Here is a 23,466-nt window from a genome sequence, read left to right as displayed (position 1 = left end):
GAAAGAAACAGAAATGAATGAAATAAGACTCAGGAAAGAAAACAGCAAGATATACGCCAGAAGAAGGCGGGGGCGATAAGCACAAGAAATATTTGTGAAGACGATCGGAGAGTTGACGGTGAGAAGGCGGTTTTGGATCGCCATCGTCATGTGGCGATATATCAAAGTGATACGGTGTTTTTATCAAAGTGAGAAGAGGGACATCAGGTGATAAGCCGCGCATTTTTGCATGAATATGCGCTTGGTTGTTTTATGTCCGCCAAGGGGGAGGCCCTGAGAGCCGGGCCGCTTATCTGAGATTGATAATGCTGATGATGCCCGTGCAACGACGCAATTTTCTAATCGTGTGGGAAATAATGTGGCGACGCGCAGCGCCAGCGGGTAACCTGAATCGAAATTATCCACGAAATCATCATCCCGGAGAGAAAAAAGAACATGACGGAGTCTTGCATTCGTATCGCCGTGGTCGGCGCAGGAGGGCGCATGGGGCGCCAGTTGATTCAGGCGGTGGAGCAGGCGGGTGGCGTAACGCTGGGCGCGGCTTTCGAACGGGAAGGCTCCTCGTTGCTGGGGGCGGATGCCGGTGAAGTGGCGGGTATCGGCGCCTGTGGAATTACTATCGGCAGCGATCTGGCGCAGGCGGTTGATGATTTTGATGTCCTGATCGACTTTACCCGGCCGGAAGGGACGCTGGCGCACTTGGCGTTTTGCGTACAGCACCGCAAAAACATGGTGATCGGCACTACCGGTTTTGACGACGCCGGCAAGGCGGCGATTCAGCAGGCTGCACAATCGATCGGTATTGTTTTTGCCGCCAATTTCAGCGTTGGCGTCAACGTTGTGCTGAAATTACTGGAAAAAACGGCGCAGGTGATGGGGGAATATACCGACATTGAAATCATCGAGGCCCACCACCGCCACAAAGTTGATGCGCCTTCAGGAACCGCCCTGGCAATGGGGGAGGCCATCGCCGGCGCGCTGGGGCGTGATCTTCGTTCATGCGCGGTATACGCCCGTGAAGGGCATACCGGCGAGCGCGATCCTAAAAGTATCGGCTTCGCCACCGTGCGTGCCGGCGACATCGTCGGTGAACATACGGCTATGTTCGCCGATATCGGGGAAAGAGTGGAAATCACCCACAAAGCCTCCAGCCGGATGACGTTTGCTAATGGTGCGGTACGTGCTGCAACGTGGGTCGGCGGAAGCGTATCCGGGCTGTTTGATATGCGGGACGTTCTGGATCTCAATAATCTTTGAGGCTTACTGCGTTTTTCCGCAAATTTTGATGTTATTTATAAAAGAAAAACCAGATAATTATCATTGGGATAATTTCTGGTTTTTTATTTTTGGAGTGAAGCTTGCTGTTATTTAATGAAATTGCCATTTATCGTTGTTATTAACTTATTTTTAACTCTTTTTGAATCGTGGCTTGACCTTGGGCGGATAAAATCGCATCATAGAAACTTGTTTTTCTGAATTCTTCATCAGCAACCGTTTACTTCCTTCAATAAGCTTACTCTTTTATCGGCCTCATCCTGTTTTTCCATCGAGTGACGCAAAAAATATAAAAAAATAGCGTTTCGGGTAGACAATCCCGCCTTGCATCATTAGAATGCGCGCAATTTGCCAAAAATTCGCCGAGACAGGGTTTTTTTGCATTGATTTAGTGGCTCTAATCTGAATTAATATGCAAATAACTTGACTGATTATTCTTTGGAGGGTGTTTTGATTAAGTCAGCGCTACTGGTTCTGGAAGACGGAACCCAATTTCATGGTCGCTCAATAGGTGCAGAGGGGGCGGCCGTGGGGGAAGTGGTCTTCAATACCTCGATGACCGGTTATCAAGAAATCCTCACTGATCCTTCCTATTCCCGCCAGATTGTCACTCTTACTTATCCCCATATCGGTAATGTCGGCACCAACGCCAGCGATGAAGAATCCTCCGCGGTACATGCGCAGGGGCTTATCATCCGCGACCTGCCGTTAATCGCCAGCAACTTCCGCAGCATGGAAAGCCTGTCCGAGTACCTGAAGCGCCACAACATCGTGGCGATTGCCGATATTGACACCCGTAAGCTAACCCGCCTGCTGCGTGAAAAAGGCGCGCAGGGCGGCTGCATTATCACCGCGGCGAACGGTAACAGCCCGGATGCGAAGCTGGCGCTGGAAAAAGCCCGAGCTTTCCCCGGCCTGAAAGGGATGGATTTGGCGAAAGAGGTGACCACCCGTGAAGCCTACGGCTGGACGCAGGGGAGCTGGCAGCTGAACGGCGGCCTGCCGGAAGCGAAAAAGGCGGAAGAAATGCCTTACCACGTTGTGGCCTATGATTACGGCGTGAAGCGCAACATCCTGCGTATGCTGGCGGATCGCGGCTGCCGTCTGACGGTGGTTCCGGCCCAGACGCCGGCGGAAGAGGTGCTCAAGATGAATCCTGACGGCATCTTCCTCTCCAACGGACCGGGCGACCCGGAGCCGTGCGACTACGCCATCCGCGCCATTAAAGCCTTCCTGGAAACCGATATCCCGGTGTTCGGTATCTGCCTGGGGCACCAACTGCTGGCGCTGGCCAGCGGCGCCAAAACCATCAAGATGAAGTTCGGCCACCACGGCGGCAACCATCCGGTGAAAGACATTGATGCCAACAGCGTGATGATCACCGCCCAGAACCACGGCTTTGCCGTCGATGAGTCGACGCTGCCGGCCAACCTGCGCATCACCCATAAATCGCTGTTCGACGGCACGTTGCAGGGCATCCATCGCACGGATAAACCCGCTTTCAGCTTCCAGGGGCACCCGGAAGCCAGCCCCGGCCCTCACGACGCCGCGCCGTTGTTCGATCACTTTATCGAACTGATTGCGACTTACCGCACCAACGCGAAATAATCAGGAGCCAAGAGAACCATGCCAAAACGTACAGACATTAAAAGTATCCTGATTCTGGGTGCGGGTCCGATCGTTATCGGTCAGGCGTGCGAATTTGACTACTCCGGCGCGCAGGCGTGTAAGGCGCTGCGTGAAGAGGGTTACCGCGTCATTCTGGTGAACTCCAACCCGGCCACCATCATGACCGACCCGGAGATGGCGGACGCCACCTATATTGAGCCAATCCACTGGGAAGTGGTGCGTAAAATCATCGAAAAAGAACGTCCGGATGCCGTGCTGCCGACCATGGGCGGTCAGACCGCGCTGAACTGCGCGCTGGAGCTGGAGCGTCAGGGCGTGCTGGAAGAGTTCGGCGTGACGATGATCGGCGCGACCGCCGATGCGATTGACAAGGCGGAAGATCGTCAGCGCTTTGACAAGGCGATGAAGAAGATCGGCCTGGACACCGCGCGTTCCGGCATCGCGCATACAATGGAAGAAGCGCTGGGAGTAGCCGCCGATGTCGGCTTCCCGTGCATTATTCGTCCGTCCTTCACCATGGGCGGCACCGGCGGCGGGATTGCTTACAACCGCGAAGAGTTTGAAGAAATCTGCGAGCGCGGCCTGGATCTCTCTCCGACCAATGAACTGCTGATCGACGAATCCCTGATTGGCTGGAAAGAGTATGAGATGGAGGTGGTGCGTGATAAGAACGACAACTGCATCATCGTCTGCTCGATCGAAAACTTCGACGCCATGGGCATTCACACCGGAGACTCGATCACCGTCGCACCGGCGCAGACCCTGACCGATAAAGAATATCAAATCATGCGTAACGCCTCGATGGCGGTACTGCGTGAGATCGGCGTGGAAACCGGCGGCTCCAACGTACAGTTTGCGGTGAACCCGAAGAACGGTCGTCTGATCGTCATCGAAATGAACCCGCGCGTATCGCGCTCTTCCGCGCTGGCGTCCAAAGCGACCGGTTTCCCGATCGCCAAAGTCGCTGCCAAGCTGGCGGTGGGCTACACCCTCGACGAACTGATGAACGATATCACCGGTGGGCGTACGCCGGCATCGTTTGAACCTTCTATCGACTATGTCGTCACCAAGATCCCGCGCTTTAACTTCGAAAAATTCGCCGGCGCTAACGACCGCCTGACCACCCAGATGAAATCCGTCGGGGAAGTGATGGCGATTGGCCGCACCCAGCAGGAGTCGATGCAGAAAGCATTGCGCGGGCTGGAAGTGGGCGCTACCGGTTTTGATCCGAAGGTCAGCCTCGACGATCCGGAAGCGCTGACCAAAATCCGCCGCGAGCTGAAAGATGCCGGCGCCGAGCGTATCTGGTACATCGCCGATGCATTCCGCGCGGGCATGTCGGTGGACGGCGTGTTCAACCTGACCAACATCGACCGTTGGTTCCTGGTGCAAATCGAAGAGCTGGTGCGTCTGGAAGAGCAGGTGGCGGAGCAGGGCATCAACGGCCTGAACGAAGACTTCCTGCCTCACCTTAAGCGTAAAGGCTTTGCCGATGCGCGCCTGGCGAAGCTGGTGGGCGTTGCGGAAAGCGAAATCCGCAAGCTGCGTCAGAAGTATAACCTGCACCCGGTTTATAAGCGCGTGGACACCTGCGCCGCTGAATTTGCTACCGATACCGCATATATGTACTCGACCTATGAAGACGAGTGCGAAGCCAACCCCAGCAAAGATCGCAAAAAGGTGATGGTGCTGGGCGGCGGGCCGAACCGTATCGGCCAGGGCATCGAGTTTGACTACTGCTGTGTGCATGCGGCGCTGGCGCTGCGTGAAGACGGGTACGAAACCATCATGGTGAACTGTAACCCGGAAACGGTCTCCACGGACTACGACACCTCGGATCGCCTCTATTTTGAGCCGGTGACGCTGGAAGACGTACTGGAAATCGTGGCCGTAGAGAAACCACACGGCGTGATCGTGCAGTATGGCGGCCAGACTCCGCTGAAACTGGCGCGGGCGCTGGAAGCCGCCGGCGTGCCGATTATCGGCACCAGCCCGGATTCCATCGACCGTGCGGAAGACCGTGAACGTTTCCAGCAGGCGGTGAACCGTCTGGGCCTGAAACAGCCCGCTAACGCCACCGTTACCGCGATTGAGCAGGCGGTAGAAAAAGGGAATCAGATCGGCTACCCGCTGGTGGTGCGCCCTTCATACGTGCTGGGCGGTCGGGCGATGGAAATCGTGTATGACGAAGCCGACCTGCGCCGTTACTTCCAGAATGCGGTCAGCGTTTCCAACGATGCGCCGGTGCTGCTGGATCGCTTCCTCGACGATGCAGTGGAAGTGGACGTCGACGCCATCTGCGATGGCGAGCGCGTGTTGATTGGCGGCATCATGGAACATATCGAACAGGCCGGCGTGCATTCCGGCGACTCAGCCTGTTCTCTGCCGGCTTATACCCTGAGCGCGGAAATTCAGGACGTGATGCGTCGCCAGACGGAAAAGCTGGCCTTCGAGCTTTGCGTGCGCGGTCTGATGAACGTGCAATACGCGGTGAAAAACAACGAGGTCTACCTGATTGAGGTCAACCCGCGTGCGGCGCGCACTGTACCGTTCGTCTCCAAGGCGACCGGCGTGTCGCTGGCGAAGGTGGCAGCGCGTGTGATGGTGGGCCAGTCTCTGGCCGCTCAGGGTGTGACTGAAGAGGTGATTCCGCCGTACTACTCCGTGAAAGAAGTGGTGCTGCCGTTCAATAAATTCCCTGGCGTGGATCCGATTCTGGGGCCGGAAATGCGCTCTACCGGAGAGGTGATGGGCGTGGGCCGCACCTTTGCGGAAGCATTCTCTAAGGCGATGCTGGGCAGCCAGTCCAAGGTGAAAATGCCGGGGCGCGCGCTGTTGTCTGTTCGTGAAGGCGACAAGCACCGCGTGGTGGATCTGGCGGCCAAGCTGCTCAAGCAGGGCTTTGAACTGGATGCGACGCACGGCACGGCTATCGTGCTGGGCGAAGCGGGTATTAACCCGCGCCTGGTCAATAAGGTGCATGAAGGGCGTCCGCACATTCAGGACCGTATCAAGAACGGCGAATATACATATATTGTCAACACCACAGCCGGGCGTCAGGCTATTGAGGACTCCAAGCTTATCCGCCGCAGCGCATTGCAGTACAAGGTGCATTACGACACGACGCTGAACGGCGGCTTCGCTACGGCCATGGCGATGAATGCGGATCCGACGGAGCAGGTCATTTCCGTGCAGGAAATGCATGCCAGGCTGAAGAAGTAACCTAACGGTTTTCCCGGCGGTGACGCCGGGATGACGTGGTATCAGGGGGAGGCTATGTGTGCCTCCCTTTTTTATTAGGCGCAAACAATCGCAAGCATCCTCTGCGAGAGAGGATGCCTGTATTTTTATATATGAATCAATGAGTCATGCTGATGATCGGCCCATTTGGTGCGGTGTGTAGCCTGATCTATGGCGGTGATATTGAAAAATAATAAGTTGTTATAGAGTTCCCTGGTGTCGGCCATCATGCTTCTCTCATTTTTACTCACAGAGAAACATGTTTTTTGCTACGTACACCGCGCCGGATGGCGTAACATACGTATGTTTACCGGTAATACAAACGTCATTTATCGTAAATTTAAAATAGGCGACATTACCGGACAAACGTGACCTATAGAGTAAGATATCAGTTTTTCTAATAAAGTCAGCCCATCCTTGGTCCAGAAAACGCCTGTCCTTTTGTTCAGATTTACGTAAATAAAGCTAAAAAAATGGATCTTTGGCGCATTTTCCCTCTCACGCCGATACACGAATACAGATAATTCTTGTAAGGGAATTATGTATCTGAAGACATCGGGGAGAATATTCCATGCCAGTTTTGGGGGCCGGGGAAAGGTATAGCTTCGCGCCCCACAGTGATTACAGGTATATCAGTATGTTTTTTCCCTGATTTGAATGGGATAAACGATCCTGTTTCAGGATAATTGCCGATAAGGTATGTCAGCGTTGATAGGGGATGGCTTTGATAACGGTGTCTTGATAATCATTAAAAGAGCATGGGTTTATATTTCAGGGAAAAGGGAAAATGCTTTCTTTATCCTCCTGGTAGTCATGGTTTGAAAGTTTGGATTTGTATTTTACTTTTTGTTTTTATTGGTATTTTTTTAATATTATTTGAGGGGGCATAAAAGATGAATTGATCCTTCCTCGAGGAGGATGGGCGCGAACTTTTCTTAAACGGTGATTTATCTCTCTGGTGAAATATGTCTGGCGAACGATAACAGAATTCTGAGATAACGCTCTTTCTGCATTAGGTTTTTTCCCCTTTCATTTGAATGATAAGAGTGCGCTATCTCATTTCATACTTGGTATGACAAATCAAATCACATTGAATAATTATCACAAAAATATATTTATACCCACTGTACCTATTTACGATAGTATAGAAAGGTACACTCCCTCCATCATCACCATGCAGAAATCCCGCATTCAGTACATTAATAGAACGCCATGAGTGAATGATTATCACTCAGAAAAGTATCTGATCTGTATGAATAATTATAAACAGAAAAATAGTTTCGCAATGACATTAGTTGGATTTATGTTTTGTCTGTGTAACATGCCGGTGGGCGGGGGGATTTTGAGCAATGTACTCTCATGGTCTTTTTAACCACAAAAGCCTGGTATTAAGCTATCAAAATATTTCAATATCATTTTTTTTCCACAGTGGCACGCTATGTACGGCGCCTTGCACCACGATTTTTACCTATGCTTAAACAACCCCCACATGTTCAACGGGATCTTCATGATTTTGATTATCTATGCGCACCCTTATCCCCGGCATTCTCACGCCAACCAACGGCTGCTGGATGCCGTGGCTGATGTCGCCGACCTTAACGTGCGCTCTTTGTATGACCTGTATCCTGACTTCAACATCAATGTGGCCGCGGAGCAGCGGGCGCTGGAAGGAGCGGATTTGATCGTCCTCCAGCATCCGATGCAGTGGTACAACATGCCGCCGCTGCTCAAGTTGTGGCTCGACAAGGTGCTGGAGCACGGTTGGGCGTACGGACATGAAGGCACCGCGCTGCACGGAAAAGACTTTCTGTGGGCGGTAACCACCGGGGGCGATGATCATCACTTCGACCTGGGCGATCACCCGGGTTTTGACGTGCTGGCTCAGCCGATACAAGCCACGGCGCTGTATTGCGGCCTGAACTGGCAGCCGTGCTTTGCGGTACATAACACCTTTGCCTGTGATGAAGAGAGCCTGGCGCGCTCAGGGGAGCGTTACCGTCGTTTGCTGCTGGATTATCAGGCGCGTTATCAGACGGCAGCGGAGGTCGCGCATGGATAATCACGGCATGATGCTCGAAGGGCTGATTTACCTCGGCTCCGCCGCGCTGTTCGTACCGCTGGCGGTGCGCATGGGGCTGGGCTCGGTGCTGGGTTACCTGATCGCCGGCTGTATTATCGGTCCGTGGGGGCTGAAGCTGGTGTCGGATGCGGAGTCGATCCTGACCTTCGCGGAAATTGGCGTGGTGCTGATGCTGTTCGTGATCGGGCTGGAGCTGGATCCGCGCCGGCTGTGGACGCTGCGGGCATCCGTTTTCGGCGGCGGCTGCATTCAGATGGTGGGATGCGGGCTGGTGCTGAGCGTGTTTTGCTATCTGCTGGGATTGGGCTGGGAAGTGGCGTTGCTGATCGGCCTGACCCTGGCGCTTTCTTCCACCGCGATCGCCATGCAGGCCATGAATGAGCGCAGCCTGACGCTGTCGCCGATGGGGCGGACATCGTTTGCTGTGCTGCTGTTTCAGGACATCGCAGCCATTCCGCTGGTGGCGATGATCCCGCTGCTGGCGCACAGCGGCGCCAGCACCACGCTGGCTGCTTTTCTGATTTCTGCGGCAAAGGTCGTCGGCGCGCTGGCGGCGGTGATTCTGCTGGGGCGCTACGTAGTGCGCCCGGCCCTGCGCTTCGTTGCCCGCTCCGGGCTGCGGGAAGTGTTCAGCGCGGTAGCGTTATTTCTGGTTTTCGGGTTCGGCGTGTTGCTGGAAATGGCAGGAATGTCGATGGCAATGGGCGCCTTTCTCGCCGGCGTGTTGCTGGCCAGCTCGGAATACCGTCACGCGCTGGAAAGCGACATTCTGCCGTTTAAGGGGCTATTGCTGGGGCTGTTTTTCATCGGCGTCGGGATGTCGATCGACTTCGGTACTCTGTTCAGCCACCCTGTGCTGATCGCCACGCTCCTGTTCGGCTTCCTGCTCCTGAAATCTGTTGTACTGTGGCTGCTGGCGCCGCTGTTGAAGGTGCCGCGGCGGCAGAAAGTGTTGTTTGCCGCCCTGCTGGGGCAGGGCAGTGAGTTTGCGTTCGTGGTATTCGGCGCGGCGCGGATGGCTGGCGTATTAACGCCGGAGTGGACAAAGGCGCTGACGTTGGCGGTAGCCCTGTCGATGGCGGCCACGCCGTTGCTGTTGGTGCTTTACTCCCGGCTGGAGAAAGGCGCAGGGCAGAACGATCGGCCCGACGACGTGATTGAGGACGACAGCGCCAGCGTGATCATCGCGGGCTTCGGGCGCTTCGGTCAGATCGCCGGACGTCTGTTGCTGTCGAACGACGTACGCACCGTGGTACTGGATCACGATCCCGACCATGTGGAAACCCTGCGTAAGTTCGGCATGAAGGTATTCTACGGCGATGCCACGCGCGTTGATCTGCTGGAATCCGCCGGCGCGGCGCATGCCAGCGTGCTGATTAACGCCATCGACGATGTGGATGCCAACCTGGAGCTGACGATGCTGGCGCAGGCGCATTTCCCTCACCTGAAGATCGTCGCGCGCGCCAGGGACGTCGACCACTTCTACCAACTGCGCCAGCTTGGCGTGGAGTCCGTGGAGCGTGAACTGTTTGAAGGATCGCTGCGCGTCGGGCGTCATGTGCTGGAGCATCTTGGCATCGGGGCGTACGAAGCACGGGAAAAAGCTGATACGTTCCGTCGCTATAACCTGAAGATGCTGGAAGATATGCTGGCGAACTACGAAGATACGGAGTTCCGCATCGCTACGCTGAAGCGTACCCGTGAAATGCTGACGCAGGCCATCCAGCAGGACAAAGTCCGCCTGAGTGTGGCTCAGCAGAGCGGCTGGCGCGGCAGCATCGACGGCAAGTCGCCGGATTTGGACCCTGACGTCACGGTGCCGGAGGAAGAACCGGTTATCGTGGCGAAAGAGTAACCTGAACGCGGGGTCGTCAGCTCAGGGCGACCTTAATCCCCATGGCGATCAGTACCGCACCCAGCAGACGATCGACGATCTTCTGCGCTTTCTCCAGCGCGCTCCGCACCGGCGCGCTCTGAAACAGCATCACCAGCACCGGCCACCAAATCGCGGCCAATCCCCAGATAATTGCCGCATACCACAGTTTCTCGCCGAACCCGGAGTTAACCTGCAATACCTGCGTGAATACCGCCAGAAAAAACAGCGTCGCCTTGGGATTGAGCAGGTTGCACAGATACCCCTGCAGGAACGCGCTTTTCAGGCTGACCTGCTGTCGCGGCAGGTTGCTGACGTTCAGCTTGCTGTTAGCGTGTGAACGCAGGGCCTGAATACCGATCCAGATCAGATAAACCGCGCCGGCGTATTTCAGCAGGTTGAACAGCCAGGGCGTCGTGGTGATGACCACGGCCAGCCCGGCGACGCAGTAGGACATGTGCGTGGCGACGCCGCAGATAACGCCCAGTGCGGTCATCATGGCCGCTTTGCGCTGATAACGTGCGGCGTTTTTGATTACCAGGAAGAAATCCGGCCCGGGAGACAACATGCCTAACGTGGCAATCGTAACGACGAACAGTGAGGTTTCCAGCATGATGGCTCCCGGCAGAAAAAGGTGAAGACTGGCATGATGATAGCGTGATATCCACCACGGATACTACGGTTATTGGCGTTATCCCGCCGATATGTTAAGAATGATGTTTCGCCCGCAACGGGCAGAATCTGAACGGATAAATAATTTTCGGGGTGTCTGATGGACGTGGAATCGCCCGGTCAAAGGGAGCTGACGCGGCTGTGTATTCAGTGCGCGTTGCTGTTGCTGCAACATGGCGCCGAGAGCATGCTGGTGGAACAGCTTTCGGCGCGTCTGGGAAAAGCGCTGGGGGCTGACAGCGTGGAGAGTTCGATTTCGGCCAATGCCATCGTGTTGACTACGATCCAAAACGGCCATTGCCTGACGTCTACGCGTAAAAACGTCGATCGCGGCATTAATATGCACGTGGTTACCGAAGTGCAGCATATCGTCATTATGGCTGAGCACCGGCTGCTGGATCTGCGTGACGTGCGCAAACGCTTCGACCACATCAGGCCGCTGCGCTATCCGCGCTGGCTGGTGGTGCTGATGGTCGGCCTTTCCTGCGGCTGTTTTTGCAAGCTGAACGGCGGCGGCTGGGACGGTTCGCTGGTCGCTTTCTTTGCCAGCGGCATCGCCATGTATGCGCGTCAGGTGCTGACCCTCCGGCAAATGAATCCCCTGATTAACTTTTGCATTACCGCCTTCGTGGCGACGTCGGTATCGGGCCTGATGCTGAAGCTTTCCCTGTTCCAGCAAACCCCGGCGATTGCCATGGCGGCCAGCGTGTTGTTATTGGTGCCGGGCTTTCCGCTGATCAACGCGGTTGCGGATATGTTCAAAGGCCATGTGAATACCGGTCTGGCGCGCTGGGCGATGGCCAGCCTGCTGACGCTGGCGACCTGTATCGGCGTGGTGATGGCGATGTCCCTCTGGGGCCTGAGGGGGTGGGCATGATAACGTTTTTGCTGGCGTTGGTTCAGGACGTCATTCTGGCTGCGATCCCGGCGCTGGGGTTTGCCATGGTATTCAACGTCCCCGTACGCGCGTTGCCTTATTGCGCCTTGCTGGGCGGTATCGGGCACGGCTCCCGGATGATCATGATGGCGGCGGGCATGAATGTGGAATGGGCGACCCTGTGCGCGTCGATTATGATCGGCGTCATCGGTATCCAGTGGTCCCGTTGGTTGCTGGCGCACCCCAAGGTCTTTACCGTGGCGGCGGTGATCCCGATGTTCCCTGGGATCTACGCTTACACCGCCATGATTTCCGTCGTGAAGATATCTCATCAGGGATATAGCCCGCTGCTCTTTGAAGCGCTGGTGACCAACTTTCTCAAGGCGGCGTTTATCGTCGGGGCATTGTCGATCGGGCTTTCTCTGCCGGGGCTGTGGCTGTACCGGAAACGACCGGGCGTATAGCCGATGGTATGCAGAAAAATCGTCCTAGTCCGATAACCGGATTATGGCTTTTTTCTCTATCGACGAAAAAGGTGGCTTTCCGTATAGTGGGCCGAACTTTTGCTCTGCGGGAACGATGAAGATGATGATCAGCCTGATTGCGGCACTTGCTTCGGATGGCGTTATTGGCATGGAAAACGAAATGCCCTGGCACCTGCCGGCCGATATGGCCTGGTTTAAGCAGAATACGCTGAATAAGCCGGTGATAATGGGGCGCAGGACGTTTGACTCCATCGGGCGTCCGTTGCCAGGACGGCATAACATCGTAATAAGCGGCAAGCCCGGCAATGATGAGCGCGTCACCTGGGTGGGATCGATCAAAGAAGCGATCGCTGCCGCAACCGGCGCGGATGAGGTCATGGTGATCGGCGGCGGCCGGGTGTATGAGCAGTTTTTGCCGCTGGCGCGTCGTTTATATCTGACACATATTGATATGGAAGTCGGCGGGGATACCTATTTCCCGTCCTACGATCCGGATGACTGGGAAACGACGTTCAGCGAGTTTCATGATGCTGACGATAAAAACTCTCACGGTTACTGCTTTGAAGTGCTGGAGAGACGCAGCAAATAATCCCGGTTTACCGCGTGAAGAAATCAGGCTCCGTAACGGAGCCTGATGCATTTATATCATTCCATCTTTCGGCGCCTGCCGCGACGGTTGGGTAAAGATGCGTTTATCTTCCCAGCGCAGCAGGGTGAGGTTGCCGCCCCAACAGCAGCCGGTATCGAGCGGATAAATGTGTTCCGGCGTGCCTTTGCCTTCCAGAGAAGCCCAGTGACCGAAAATGATGGAGTAACCGGCATTCACCACCGGACTGTCGAGTTCAAACCACGGCCGCAGCGGCGCGGGCGCCGCGTCGGGCGCGTCTTTACAGATCATGTCCAGTTCGCCGCCGGGGAAACAATAACGCATGCGGGTCAGCGAATTGGTGGAAAAACGCAGGCGCGCCAGCCCGGTAAGCTCCGGAGACCAGTTATTCGGCATGTCGCCGTACATGGCGTCGAGAAACAGCGGATAGCTGTCGCTGCTCAGCATGGCTTCCACTTCGCGGGCGCACATTTTCGCCGTCGCCAGATCCCACTGCGGGCTGATGCCGGCATGAGACATCACCAGCTTTTTCTCGTCGTCCACCTGTAACAGCGGCTGACGGCGCAGCCAGTTAATCAGCCGGTCGGCGTCGGGCGCTTCCATCAGCGGGGTGATTTTATCTTTGGGTTTGTTGCGGCTGATGCCGGCATAGACCGCCAACAGATGCAGGTCGTGGTTGCCGAGCACCAGGCGCACGCTGTCGCCCAGCGAGGAAACGTAACGCAGTACGTCTGCGGAGTCCGGCCCGCGGGCGACCAGGTCGCCGGTCAGCCACAGGGTATCGCGGGAAGGATTGAAATCAGCCTGCGCCAGTAATGCGCGCAATTCCTCGTAGCAACCATGCACGTCGCCAATCAGTAATGTAGACATAGATCAGTTAATCAGAGTCGGTAGCGCTAAACGGAATACGGGAACGGCAACGCGGAATGTTTCACCTTCGTGACCCACCATTTCGTAATGCCCTTCCATGGTGCCGAACGGCGTTTCCAGAATCGCGCCGCTGGTGTACTGGAACTCGTTGTTGGGCAGGATCAGCGGCTGTTCGCCGACGACGCCTTCCCCCTGAACTTCCGTCTGCCGGCCGTTACCGTTGGTAATCAGCCAGTAACGTCGCAGTAACTGCACGTTGGTCCGCCCCAGGTTGCGAATGGTCACGGTATAAGCAAATACGAACCGCTCCTCTTCCGGGAGAGATTGCACTTCAACGTAGGCGCTTTGTACCTGAATACATACACGGGGCGAGTCAATCATCGCGTTACGGCTCCTGTGTGGGCTGCGGATGTTCGCACAACCAGTTTGCCAGTTTGCAGTAGTTTGCCACAGAAATGTTTTCCGCTCTGAGAGCCGGGTCTAATCCTAAATCGCCGAGTTGCTCCGGCGTAAACAGGTGGCCCAGGCTGTTGCGGATCGTCTTACGCCGCTGGTTGAAGGCGTCAGTGGTGATGCGGCTGAGCATGCGGACCTCGGACACCGGGCAAGGGATCTCGGCGTGCGGCACCAGCCTGACCACCGCGGAGTCCACTTTCGGGGCGGGACGAAACGCCGACGGCGGCACCTGCAGCACCGGGATGACCTGGCAGTAATACTGCGCCATCACGCTCAGACGACCGTAAGCCTTGCTGTCCGGCCCGGCAACCAGACGGTTAACGACCTCTTTCTGCAACATAAAATGCATGTCGCTGATAGAGTTAGTATAGCTGAAAAGGTGGAACATCAGCGGGGTCGAGATGTTATAAGGCAGATTGCCGAACACGCGCAGCGGTTGCCCCAGCTCGCGGGCCAGTTCGCCGAAGTCGACGGTCATGGCATCCTGCTGGCGGATGGTCAGCTTGCTGCTGATGAACGGGTGCGTTTGCAGACGGGCGGCCAGATCGCGATCCAGCTCAATTACCGTCATTTTGTCCATGCGGTCGGCCACCGGTTCGGTCAGTGCGCCGAGGCCCGGCCCGATCTCTACGACGGCCTGCCCCGGTTGGGGGTTGATGGCGGAAACGATGTTATCGATCACGAACTGATCGGTAAGAAAGTTTTGCCCGAAGCGTTTGCGGGCCTGATGCCCCTGATGAACTCGGTTATTCATTGCTGTCGTTAATCATTGAATTGTTAGTCATGCTGATGGCGAGATTCAGCGCCGTTTTAAAACTGCCGGACTCCGCGCGTCCGGTTGCGGCAAGATCGAGCGCGGTTCCGTGATCGACCGAGGTGCGGATAAAGGGCAAGCCCAGGGTGATGTTCACGGCGCGGCCGAATCCCTGATATTTTAGCACCGGCAGCCCCTGATCATGGTACATCGCCAGCACCGCGTCGGCATGGTCCAGGTATTTCGGCTGGAACAGGGTATCCGCCGGCAGCGGGCCAATCAGGCTAATGCCCTGGGCGCGCAGGGTGTCCAGCACCGGAATGATGACGTCCAGCTCTTCGCGCCCCATATGCCCGCCTTCACCGGCGTGGGGGTTCAGGCCGCACACGTAGATTTGCGGCCGGGCGATGCCGAATTTGGTGCGCAGATCGTGGGCCAGAATGGTGATGACTTCGGTCAGCGTCTGCGGCGTAATCGCAGCCGGTACGTCCATCAAAGGCAGGTGCGTGGTTGCCAGCGCCACCCGTAATTCCTCGGTAGCCAGCATCATCACCACGCGATCGCAATGGCTGCGATCGGCGAAAAATTCGGTATGGCCGGTAAAAGGAACGCCGGCGTCGTTGATGATTCCCTTATGCACCGGGCCGGTCACCAGCGCCGAAAACTCGCCGCTCAGGCAACCGTCGCAGGCGCGGGCCAGCGTGTCCGTAACGTAGCGGCCGTTGGCGACATCCAGTACGCCAGGACGAACCGGCGCATGCAGGGAAACCGGCAACAGGGTCAGCGTACCGGCTTCCTGCGCCCGTGCGGGCCGCGTGGCGTCATAGTCGCGCAGGGTCAGGGGGAGATTCAGAACGTCGGCCCGTTCGGACAACAGCGCCGGATCGGCGCACACCACCAGCTCAGCGGGCCAGGCCTGCTGAGCCAGGGTGACAATCAAATCCGGGCCGACCCCGGCGGGTTCGCCGGGGGTAATGACGATGCGCGGGAAGTTACCGGACATCAGACGTGCTGCTTGCGGACGGCGCGGCGCTGCCGTCCAGGATTTTCACGTAGGCTGCCGCGCGCTGTTCCTGCATCCAGGTCTGCGCTTCTTCGGCGAACTTACGGTTAAACAGCATCCGGTAGGCGCGATCTTTCTGGGCCGCGTCGGTTTTGTCGACCTGGCGGGTGTCCAGCAGTTGGATCAGGTGCCAGCCGAAGGACGAGTGCACCGGCGAGCTCATCTGGCCTTTCTGCAGGCGCAGCAGCGCATCGCGGAAGGCAGGATCGAAAATGTCCGGCGTTGCCCAGCCCAGATCGCCGCCTTTCAGGGCGGAGCCGGGGTCCTGGGAGTTCTGTTTGGCTGCTTCTTCAAACGTAATCTGCTTGCTGTCGATCTGACGGGCCAGCGCTTCCAGTTTGGTGCGGGCTTGCTCGTCGGTCATGACCGGGGACGGGCGCAGCAGGATGTGGCGGGCATGCACCTCGGTCACGGAAATGTTGCCCTGATCGCCGCGCAGATCGTTAACCTTCAGGATATGGAAACCCACGCCGGAGCGGATCGGGCCGATGATGTCGCCGCGCTTGGCGGTTTGCAGGGCGGAGGCGAACAGGGACGGCAGTTCCTGAATTCTTCCCCATCCCATCTGGCCGCCTTTCAGCGCCTGGGAGTCTGCGGAGTACGTCATTGCCATTTTGGCGAAGTCTGCGCCTTTGTGCAGCTCGTCCACTAACTGACGGGCCTGCTGCTCGGCATCATTGACCTGAGACTGGCTGGGGTTTTCCGGCAGCGGAAGCAGGATGTGGCTCAGGTTAAGCTCGGTTTCACCGCTATTCTGCGCGCTGACCTGTTTTGCCAGCGCTTCGACTTCCTGCGGCAGAATGGTCACACGGCGGCGTACTTCGTTGTTACGCACTTCAGAAATCAGCATCTCTTTACGGATCTGCTCACGGTAGGTTTTATAACCAATGCCGTCAGCCGCCAGGCGGCCGCGCATCTGGTCCATTGTCATGCGGTTTTGCTGAGCGATGTTGGCGATGGCGTTATCTACTTCCTGATCGCTGATGTTGATCCCCATCTTTTTCGCCATCTGCAGCTGGATGTTGTCCATGATCAGACGTTCCAGGATCTGGTGGCGTAAGGTGCTGTCATCCGGCAGCTGCTGTCCGGCGGCGGAGGCGCCTTGCTTAACGGACTGCATCATTGAATCGACGTCGCTCTCCAGAACCACGCCGTTGTCTACCACGGCGGCAACTTTATCAACGACTTGAGGGGCTGCAAACGCAGTGTTGGCACACAATGCGACACTGAGTATCAGCGTTCTCCAGTTCTTCATACTTTTTCCGTTTATCTAAATCCGCACCGGGTGCGGGTTAATGATTCAAACACGTGGTGTTGCCGATAAAAAACCGTCGCTCCGGGCCGTTAAGCCCGGAGTTTCCGGGGCATTTCAGAAATCAGAACGCACGCTGGTAAGGCAGAATGTTCGACCTCAACATATCTGCGGTCCCCAGGCTGTAATTATTGCTCATGCCGCGCAGGGCAAAATGGATCGAAAAGCGGTTGTCGTATTTGCTGTTTCTGTCCGTATTGTCCCAGTCTTTGATCTTACGTTCATAGTTGACGCCTATCGACCAGCAGCAGGTGTTGTACTGCAGGCCGAGCAGTGCGTCGGCGGTCTGGTTTGCGTTGGTATCGTAATAGTAACCGGCTACCATCGCCCAGCGATCGGCTACCGGCATACTGCCGATGGCGCCGACCTGGTTGATGCCCTGATTGTACAGCTGATTGTTCTTGTAAGCCGGGATCATCGCCGTAACGTATTCCGGGCTGGCATAACGGTAATTCAGCTGAATCATGGTTTCGGCATTGCGGCGATATTCCATGACGGCATCGCCCAACACAACGCTGTCCAGACGCGTATCGTACTGCATACCTCCGCGCAGGCCCCAGCTATCGCTGATCTTCCAGTAAGAGTCGCCGGCCCATACCAGGCTGCCGGTATTCTTGTTCTGGTCGATGGTATCAGTGTCATCGCCGGTACGCGAACGCGTGAAGTAATAGATTTGACCCACGGAAACGTTAAAACGTTCCACCAGGGCATCATCATAAATACGCGATGTGACCCCTGAGGCGATCTGATTGGATGACGCGATGCGGTCCAGGCCGCTGTAGCTGCGGTCGCGGAACAGGCCGGTATAGTCGGTTTGCAGCAGGGTGGAGTCGTAGGTGTAGATGTTGCTCTGATCGCGGTACGGGATATACAGATACTGGGCGCGCGGCTCCAGCGTCTGGGTATAGCCCTGCGCCCACTGCATGTCGCGGTCGAAGATCATTTTGCCGTCGACCTTGAATTCCGGCATCACGCGGTTGACGGAGTCCTTGAGGCTGCTGAAGTTGGCGTTATTTTTCGGCACGTCCTGCTGATAGTGCGTCGCCATCATCTTGGCTTCGGTGTTCAGGCTGCCCCAGCGGTTAGAGAGCGGCATGTCGATCGTCGGTTCGAAATGGTAACGTTCGGCCGTCGGGTTGCCGGGGTTTTCGCTGGTGAACTTCACCGCCTGGCCGTAGAGATGGAGATCGAACGGCCCGATGTCATTTTTATAGTAGTTCATATCCAGCTGCGGCTCGGCGCGGTAAGAGTTGGCGTTACCGGCGTTGGCGAAAACCTGGAACTGCTTGGCGGACAGCGTGGCGTCCCAGTTCTCCTGGGCATAACCCACGCTGAATTTCTGCGTGGCGTAGCCGTCGGTGCTGGAGCCGTACTTCGAACTGAAGTCGGAGAAGTAATAGGGATCGCTTACCTTGGTGTAATCGATGTTAAAACGCCACACCTGATCCATCACCCCGCCGTGACGCCAGTAGAACAGCCAACGTTTCGGATCTTTCTCGTTGGAATTGGGGTGATCCTCGTCATAATGACGGTCCTTATCCAACCAGTCCAACGCCATCAAACCGGAACCCGTCACGTTCAGGTAACGGAATTCGTTCTCCAGTTGCAGGCCGCGATCTTCCATATAGTGCGGCGTAATGGTGGCGTCATATTGCGGCGCGATATTCCAGTAGAACGGCAGTGAAAATTCAAAACCGCTGTCGTTGGAATAGTTGAGGCTGGGGATCAGGAAGCCGGAACGACGCTTGTCGCCGATCGGCAGTTGTAAATACGGGCTGTAAAAGATCGGCACTTTGCCGATTTTAAAGCGGGCGTTCCAGATTTCAGCGACTTCTTCTTCACGGTCCTGAATGATCTGGGAGCCGACCACGCTCCAGCTGTTGTCGCCGGGCAGGCAGGAAGTAAACGTTCCGTTTTCCAGGATCGTATAGCGGTTTTCTCCGCGGGTTTTCATCAGATCGGCGTCGCCGCGGCCCTGACGGCCAACGAACTGATAATCGCCCTGCCAGACGTTAGTATCTTTGGTGTTCAGGTTCGACCAGGCTTTCGGGCCTTTCAGTTGCACCTGATTGTCGCCGTAATTAACATTGCCCGTCGCTGTGATGGTACGCAGCGGATCGGGATGACCGGGCTGGTCCTTTTGGTCCAGCTGGACGTGATCGGCGGTCAGGGTGCTGTTGCCTTGCTGGATATCCACGTTACCGCTGAATACCGCATTGTCTGGATAATTGGCGTTGCTGTGATCCGCTTTAATATGTACGGGCAGGTCCTCGGGCTTTCCCGAGACCAGCGGTTTATTGTACATAGGAACACCCAGCAGACACTGCTCGGCGAGATCCGCCAGTGCTCCCTGGCTATACAGTGCCGACCAGACGAAGGTAGCGGCGAGTGTTGGAATACTTTTTTTCATACGCGGTTTCAGAAGTTCCGTCATTCAGAGGCGTCTTGCCGCAAACGGTCAGAGACTATCTCACCCATCAGCGTTGCGCTAGTGTTAAATCGACGCATTAGTAGCTATCGCTGTTAGGCGTCGGAATAAATGATAGGTATGATAATGCAATTTGTGTCCGTCGGCATGATGAATTGAGGACGATATGCAGTATTGGGGAAGATTAATTGGCTTTGCGCTGGGATGGGTGTCGGGTGCCGGCTTTTGGGGAGTGGTTATCGGGCTGTTGCTGGGATACATGGTGGACAAGGCGCGCGCGACGCGCCGGTCCGGCTATTTTTCCAACCAGCAACAGCGCCAGACGCTGTTTTTTCAGACTACGTACCGGGTGATGGGTCACCTGACCAAGTCGAAGGGGCGTGTCACCGAGGCGGATATCCATATCGCCAGCATGTTCATGGACCGCATGCAACTGCATGGCGAGGCCCGCACCATGGCGCAGCAGGCTTTCCGCGAGGGAAAGGAGCCTAACTTCCCGCTGCGTGACAAACTGCGCGAACTGCGCAGCGTGTGCTTCGGGCGCTTCGACCTGATTCGGATGTTTCTGGAAATTCAGATCCAGGCGGCTTTTGCCGACGGTTCGCTGCATCCCAATGAGCGCCAGATACTGTATGTCATCGCCGAAGAGCTGGGTATTTCCCGGGCGCAGTTCGATCAGTTCCTCAGCATGATGGAAGGCGGCCGTCAGTTCGGCGGCGGCTACGGTGAGTACACCGGCGGGCAGCGGCAGCAAAGCGGCTACCAGCAGGCGCAGCGCGGGCCGACGCTGGAGGACGCATGCAAGGTGCTCGGGGTCAGCCCGAATGACGACTATACGACCGTGAAGCGCGCCTATCGCAAGCTGATGAGCGAGCATCATCCCGACAAGCTGGTGGCGAAAGGACTGCCGCCGCAGATGATGGAGATGGCTAAGGAAAAGGCGCAGGATATTCAGGCGGCGTATGACCTGATTAAAAGAGAAAAAGGGTTTAAGTAAAATCCGCAGTGGCCGGGTGTGCGTATGCAACCCGGCCTTTACTCATTAAACTTTCCCATCCTCATTCATCCGCGCTCCGGCATCAATTCACGGCATTCACGTACCCGCTGATACCTTTATTGCATAACAAAAATGGCAATTCAGAGGGGGAATGGCGCGTGAAATAATGCGGCGAATTGCTAAAGGAGCCAAATATGAACAGAAGATCGCTTTCATCTGAGCTGGCCGTCAGCGCTATCGGGTACGGCGCCATGGGGTTGAGTGAATTCTATGGTGAAACCAATGATGCGAACGCACTCCGCGTACTGAATAAACTCATTGAGCTGGGCGTAAATTTTATTGATACCGCGGATCTTTATGGCCGGGGGCACAATGAACGATTAATCGGCCATTTTCTTTCCGGCCTTTCCAAATCCGCACGGGCGGAACTCCGTATTGCGACGAAATGCGGTATTGTGCGTTCTCCCGATGAATCTTATGCCCGCACTATTAATAACAGCCCTGATTATATCCGCCGCTGCTGCCATGATTCCCTGCAACGTCTGGGAACAGAATGCATCGATCTGTTTTATTTGCACCGTGTCAGCCATGAAACGCCGATTGAAGAAAGCATGGAATGCCTGGCCGGGCTGATAAAAGAGGGAAAGATTAAGCACGCCGGATTGTGTGAAGTGTCTGCCGCAACGCTGCGCAGGGCGCATGCCGTCTGCCCGCTGACGGCGCTTCAGACGGAATACTCATTATGGACCCGGGATATTGAGCATGACATTCTGCCCGTGGTTAAGGAATTAGGGATTGGGCTGGTTCCTTATTCACCGCTCGGGCGCGGCTTTCTCACCGGCCGTTATTTACATAATACGGATTTCGCGGACGGCGATTTCCGTAAGAATAATGAACGTTTTCAGCAAGAGAATATCGACCATAATACGGCGTTGCTTCGTGCTGTTCAGCCGCTGGCGGAAAAATATCAATGTACCCAGGGCCAGATCGCGCTTGCCTGGTTGCTGGCGCAATATCAAAGAACCGTACCGATTCCGGGAACCCGGCATATTGATTATCTTATTGAAAACGTCCGGGCCGCGGATATTTCTTTAAGCGGGGAAGACGTCGAGCGACTTAATGCCATTCAGCCTCATTCCCTGGTGAGAGGGGAACGCTATTCCAGAGAGGGTATGAAGGGGATCAATACCTGATTTTTGGCGGCTTCCATTTGCAACATCGCGGCGCTATAAATGGGAGCGGCGCGCGTTGCAGCAGAGAAAAAAGATGAATGAAGCCTTAAATCTTATCAGCGGTAATCTCCCTACCGTAAAGCAACTACGGTGCTTTTTGGCCGTTGCGCAGGAGCTGAATTTCAGAAAAGCGGCTGACCGGCTCAGGATGACGCAGCCCCCTCTTACCCGGCAGATCCTGAGCCTGGAAGAGATGCTCTGCGTGCCGCTTTTCAGCCGGAACACGCGGGAGGTTCACCTGACGGAAGCCGGCCGGATGCTGGTTGTCAGGGCTGAGCATATCCTGCGTGAGCTGGGCGCATTGAAACCGGCGCTGTCAAACGAGCAGGAAACCGTGCGCATCGGCTTCACCCGGACGCTGGATTTTGACCATATTCCGGCGCTCAGCGGGCCTCTGAAAACGTTGAATGTCAACGAGGACGCCGGCACGCCTTACCTGAGTTCGGCGCAACTGCTTCAGTGCCTGTCGAAAAATAGCCTGGACCTGGTTCTGACCGGAGAACAGGGGGCGGAGATTCAGGATGATATCGTATTTGACTGGGTGTGCCGCGAGCCGCTGCGGGTTGCGATGCCGGTTGCGCATCCGGCAAGCCTGAAAGAAAAAGTTTCGCTGACCGATATCGCCGGATTGCCGCTGTTCTGGTTTCCGCGCAGCGCAAATCCGGCCTACTATGACAAATGTGAGCGCTACTTCAGCACGCTTCCCGTTACGCTCAGGCGCATAAAAGAGCCCGAAGACTCCCTCACCATGTTGTCACGCATCGCCAGAGGCAAGGGTGTCGCGCTCCTGCCGCAGTCCGTGTGCACCTTTCATCAGGAGGGATTGTGCTATCGGGCGCTGTCCGACGATGCCGCCGGACATCTCAATATCGACGTCTACGTAGCGATAAGGCGGGATGAACGGCGCAAGCCCGTGCTGGCGGCCCGGGAGGCGATCGTCAGAAATCCGGCTCGCACCGGAAATGCATCGGCGAACCGAATGCCGGATGCGTGATGCACAGCTCCTGCGCATGCAGCAGCAACCTCGGCGCCATCTCCCTTGCGGCGGGATGGGCGTAAAAACCGTCGCCTAAAATGGGGTGCCCCAGCGCCAGCATATGAACCCTGAGCTGGTGTGAGCGCCCGGTAATCGGCGTGAGTTTCACCCGGCTGGTGCCGTCCGCATCGCGGCTCAGCACCTGATACTCAGTCTGCGCCGGTTTGCCGGTTTCAAAGCAAACTTTTTGCATCGGCCGGTTCGGCCAGTCGCAGATCAGCGGCAAATCGATCAGCCCCTCATCTTTCTCAACGTGCCCCCACACCCGGGCGATATAGCTTTTCTTCGGCTCCCGTTCGCGGAACTGGCGTTTCAGTTCGCGCTCCGCGGCTTTGGTCAGCGCCACGGCGATCACGCCGCTGGTGGCCATATCCAGACGATGCACCGACTCTGCTGCCGGGTACTGCGCCTGAATGCGGGTCATGGTGCTGTCTTTGTGCTCTTCGGCCCGCCCCGGAACGGAAAGCAGGCCGCTGGGCTTGTTGACCACCATGATGTGCTCATCCTGATACAACACGTGCAGCCACGGCTCGCGCGGCGGGTTGTAGGGCGGCATCGGTCTGGCCGCCGGCCCCGGCGT

The 23,466-nt window shown here is 56.3% G+C and carries 19 protein-coding genes; 11 read left to right on the top strand and 8 right to left on the bottom strand.

Features of this window, described 5'->3' with window-relative positions; genetic code table 11:
* The first annotated feature begins 435 nt into the window (after positions 1 to 435).
* From dapB to kefC, 5 genes are all read left to right on the top strand, one after another.
* Positions 436 to 1,257 (top strand): 4-hydroxy-tetrahydrodipicolinate reductase, encoded by an 822-nt coding sequence (dapB, locus tag C8D90_RS12010; protein ID WP_115458691.1) that lies wholly within the window; start codon positions 436 to 438, stop codon positions 1,255 to 1,257.
* Positions 1,258 to 1,725: 468 nt separating this feature from the next.
* Positions 1,726 to 2,883 carry a glutamine-hydrolyzing carbamoyl-phosphate synthase small subunit gene (gene carA, locus C8D90_RS12005; protein ID WP_115458910.1) on the top strand — a complete coding sequence of 386 codons (1,158 nt, stop codon included), beginning with the start codon at positions 1,726 to 1,728 and terminating at the stop codon, positions 2,881 to 2,883.
* An 18-nt stretch (positions 2,884 to 2,901) separates the two neighbouring features.
* On the top strand, positions 2,902 to 6,126 hold the full coding sequence (gene carB / locus C8D90_RS12000) for a carbamoyl-phosphate synthase large subunit (RefSeq protein WP_115458690.1): 3,225 nt from the start codon (positions 2,902 to 2,904) through the stop codon (positions 6,124 to 6,126).
* A 1,525-nt stretch (positions 6,127 to 7,651) separates the two neighbouring features.
* A complete protein-coding gene (gene kefF, locus C8D90_RS11995; RefSeq protein WP_115458689.1) occupies positions 7,652 to 8,203 on the top strand; it encodes a glutathione-regulated potassium-efflux system oxidoreductase KefF in 552 nt (183 codons plus the stop codon).
* Entirely contained in the window at positions 8,196 to 10,079 is a 1,884-nt protein-coding gene (gene kefC, locus C8D90_RS11990; RefSeq protein ID WP_115458688.1) for a glutathione-regulated potassium-efflux system protein KefC, read from the top strand. The genes kefF and kefC overlap by 8 nt, the downstream gene beginning before the upstream one ends.
* 16 nt (positions 10,080 to 10,095) lie before the next feature.
* Here kefC and C8D90_RS11985 read toward each other — a convergent pair whose 3' ends face one another.
* Positions 10,096 to 10,710, bottom strand: a complete 615-nt coding sequence (locus tag C8D90_RS11985) for a LysE family translocator (protein ID WP_115458687.1) — start codon at positions 10,708 to 10,710, stop codon at positions 10,096 to 10,098.
* Positions 10,711 to 10,869: 159 nt separating this feature from the next.
* On the opposite strand from C8D90_RS11985, the gene C8D90_RS11980 reads away from it, so the two are divergent.
* The 3 genes from C8D90_RS11980 to folA all read left to right on the top strand — a co-directional run bounded on the left by C8D90_RS11980 (position 10,870) and on the right by folA (position 12,720).
* Positions 10,870 to 11,646, top strand: a complete 777-nt coding sequence (locus C8D90_RS11980; RefSeq protein ID WP_115458686.1) for a threonine/serine exporter family protein — start codon at positions 10,870 to 10,872, stop codon at positions 11,644 to 11,646.
* Positions 11,643 to 12,110, top strand: a complete 468-nt coding sequence (locus tag C8D90_RS11975) for a threonine/serine exporter (protein WP_260503027.1) — start codon at positions 11,643 to 11,645, stop codon at positions 12,108 to 12,110. The genes C8D90_RS11980 and C8D90_RS11975 overlap by 4 nt, the downstream gene beginning before the upstream one ends.
* A 124-nt stretch (positions 12,111 to 12,234) precedes the next feature.
* Positions 12,235 to 12,720, top strand: a complete 486-nt coding sequence (gene folA, locus C8D90_RS11970) for a type 3 dihydrofolate reductase (RefSeq protein WP_147291361.1) — start codon at positions 12,235 to 12,237, stop codon at positions 12,718 to 12,720.
* Between the two features lie 51 nt (positions 12,721 to 12,771).
* Here the strand turns inward: folA and apaH are convergent, their stop codons facing one another.
* The 6 genes from apaH to lptD form a co-directional block, all read right to left on the bottom strand.
* Positions 12,772 to 13,608 (bottom strand): bis(5'-nucleosyl)-tetraphosphatase (symmetrical) ApaH, encoded by an 837-nt coding sequence (gene apaH, locus C8D90_RS11965; RefSeq protein WP_115458683.1) that lies wholly within the window; start codon positions 13,606 to 13,608, stop codon positions 12,772 to 12,774.
* Between the two features lie 3 nt (positions 13,609 to 13,611).
* Positions 13,612 to 13,989 (bottom strand): Co2+/Mg2+ efflux protein ApaG, encoded by a 378-nt coding sequence (apaG, locus tag C8D90_RS11960; protein WP_115458682.1) that lies wholly within the window; start codon positions 13,987 to 13,989, stop codon positions 13,612 to 13,614.
* Between the two features lie 4 nt (positions 13,990 to 13,993).
* The gene (rsmA, locus tag C8D90_RS11955) at positions 13,994 to 14,818 is read right to left on the bottom strand and encodes a 16S rRNA (adenine(1518)-N(6)/adenine(1519)-N(6))-dimethyltransferase RsmA (protein WP_115458681.1); all 825 of its coding nucleotides are present in this window, start codon (positions 14,816 to 14,818) and stop codon (positions 13,994 to 13,996) included.
* Complete coding sequence (gene pdxA, locus C8D90_RS11950; protein ID WP_115458680.1) at positions 14,811 to 15,821, bottom strand: 4-hydroxythreonine-4-phosphate dehydrogenase PdxA; 1,011 nt, start codon at positions 15,819 to 15,821, stop codon at positions 14,811 to 14,813. Before pdxA ends, rsmA begins: the two co-directional genes overlap by 8 nt.
* Complete coding sequence (gene surA, locus C8D90_RS11945; protein ID WP_115458679.1) at positions 15,811 to 17,136, bottom strand: peptidylprolyl isomerase SurA; 1,326 nt, start codon at positions 17,134 to 17,136, stop codon at positions 15,811 to 15,813. Before surA ends, pdxA begins: the two co-directional genes overlap by 11 nt.
* A 121-nt stretch (positions 17,137 to 17,257) precedes the next feature.
* Positions 17,258 to 19,603 (bottom strand): LPS assembly protein LptD, encoded by a 2,346-nt coding sequence (gene lptD / locus C8D90_RS11940; RefSeq protein ID WP_196238506.1) that lies wholly within the window; start codon positions 19,601 to 19,603, stop codon positions 17,258 to 17,260.
* Between the two features lie 184 nt (positions 19,604 to 19,787).
* Here lptD and djlA point away from each other — a divergent pair, with 184 nt between their 5' ends.
* The 3 genes from djlA (at position 19,788) to C8D90_RS11925 (ending at position 22,844) form a co-directional block, all read left to right on the top strand.
* Positions 19,788 to 20,618: a co-chaperone DjlA gene (djlA, locus tag C8D90_RS11935; RefSeq protein ID WP_115458677.1), complete on the top strand. Its 831-nt coding sequence runs from the start codon at positions 19,788 to 19,790 to the stop codon at positions 20,616 to 20,618.
* A gap of 194 nt (positions 20,619 to 20,812) precedes the next feature.
* Positions 20,813 to 21,811, top strand: coding sequence for an aldo/keto reductase (locus C8D90_RS11930; RefSeq protein WP_115458676.1), 999 nt, complete (start codon positions 20,813 to 20,815; stop codon positions 21,809 to 21,811).
* 73 nt (positions 21,812 to 21,884) lie between these two features.
* Complete coding sequence (locus C8D90_RS11925; RefSeq protein WP_115458675.1) at positions 21,885 to 22,844, top strand: LysR family transcriptional regulator; 960 nt, start codon at positions 21,885 to 21,887, stop codon at positions 22,842 to 22,844.
* Here C8D90_RS11925 and rluA read toward each other — a convergent pair.
* The gene (gene rluA / locus C8D90_RS11920) at positions 22,789 to 23,442 is read right to left on the bottom strand and encodes a bifunctional tRNA pseudouridine(32) synthase/23S rRNA pseudouridine(746) synthase RluA (RefSeq protein ID WP_115458909.1); all 654 of its coding nucleotides are present in this window, start codon (positions 23,440 to 23,442) and stop codon (positions 22,789 to 22,791) included. The two genes, C8D90_RS11925 and rluA, sit on opposite strands and share 56 nt — an antisense overlap.
* Positions 23,443 to 23,466: the final 24 nt, after the last annotated feature.

Source organism: Enterobacillus tribolii, assembly GCF_003363015.1.
GTDB classification, from domain to species: Bacteria; Pseudomonadota; Gammaproteobacteria; order Enterobacterales; family Enterobacteriaceae; genus Enterobacillus; species Enterobacillus tribolii.
Note: the sequence above shows the minus strand (reverse complement) of the source record. Positions and strands in the feature narration are given on the sequence as shown.

Coding starts and splice junctions, on each gene's coding strand:
- carB (WP_115458690.1), top strand. CDS start 2,902: ATGCCAAAACGTACAGACATTAAAAGTATCCTGATTCTGGGTGCGGGT.
- C8D90_RS11985 (WP_115458687.1), bottom strand. CDS start 10,710: ATGCTGGAAACCTCACTGTTCGTCGTTACGATTGCCACGTTAGGCATG.
- apaH (WP_115458683.1), bottom strand. CDS start 13,608: ATGTCTACATTACTGATTGGCGACGTGCATGGTTGCTACGAGGAATTG.
- kefF (WP_115458689.1), top strand. CDS start 7,652: ATGATTTTGATTATCTATGCGCACCCTTATCCCCGGCATTCTCACGCC.
- apaG (WP_115458682.1), bottom strand. CDS start 13,989: ATGATTGACTCGCCCCGTGTATGTATTCAGGTACAAAGCGCCTACGTT.
- kefC (WP_115458688.1), top strand. CDS start 8,196: ATGGATAATCACGGCATGATGCTCGAAGGGCTGATTTACCTCGGCTCC.
- dapB (WP_115458691.1), top strand. CDS start 436: ATGACGGAGTCTTGCATTCGTATCGCCGTGGTCGGCGCAGGAGGGCGC.
- folA (WP_147291361.1), top strand. CDS start 12,235: ATGATCAGCCTGATTGCGGCACTTGCTTCGGATGGCGTTATTGGCATG.
- C8D90_RS11925 (WP_115458675.1), top strand. CDS start 21,885: ATGAATGAAGCCTTAAATCTTATCAGCGGTAATCTCCCTACCGTAAAG.
- C8D90_RS11975 (WP_260503027.1), top strand. CDS start 11,643: ATGATAACGTTTTTGCTGGCGTTGGTTCAGGACGTCATTCTGGCTGCG.
- lptD (WP_196238506.1), bottom strand. CDS start 19,603: ATGAAAAAAAGTATTCCAACACTCGCCGCTACCTTCGTCTGGTCGGCA.
- C8D90_RS11930 (WP_115458676.1), top strand. CDS start 20,813: ATGAACAGAAGATCGCTTTCATCTGAGCTGGCCGTCAGCGCTATCGGG.
- rluA (WP_115458909.1), bottom strand. CDS start 23,442: ATGCCGCCCTACAACCCGCCGCGCGAGCCGTGGCTGCACGTGTTGTAT.
- C8D90_RS11980 (WP_115458686.1), top strand. CDS start 10,870: ATGGACGTGGAATCGCCCGGTCAAAGGGAGCTGACGCGGCTGTGTATT.
- pdxA (WP_115458680.1), bottom strand. CDS start 15,821: ATGTCCGGTAACTTCCCGCGCATCGTCATTACCCCCGGCGAACCCGCC.
- djlA (WP_115458677.1), top strand. CDS start 19,788: ATGCAGTATTGGGGAAGATTAATTGGCTTTGCGCTGGGATGGGTGTCG.
- surA (WP_115458679.1), bottom strand. CDS start 17,136: ATGAAGAACTGGAGAACGCTGATACTCAGTGTCGCATTGTGTGCCAAC.
- rsmA (WP_115458681.1), bottom strand. CDS start 14,818: ATGAATAACCGAGTTCATCAGGGGCATCAGGCCCGCAAACGCTTCGGG.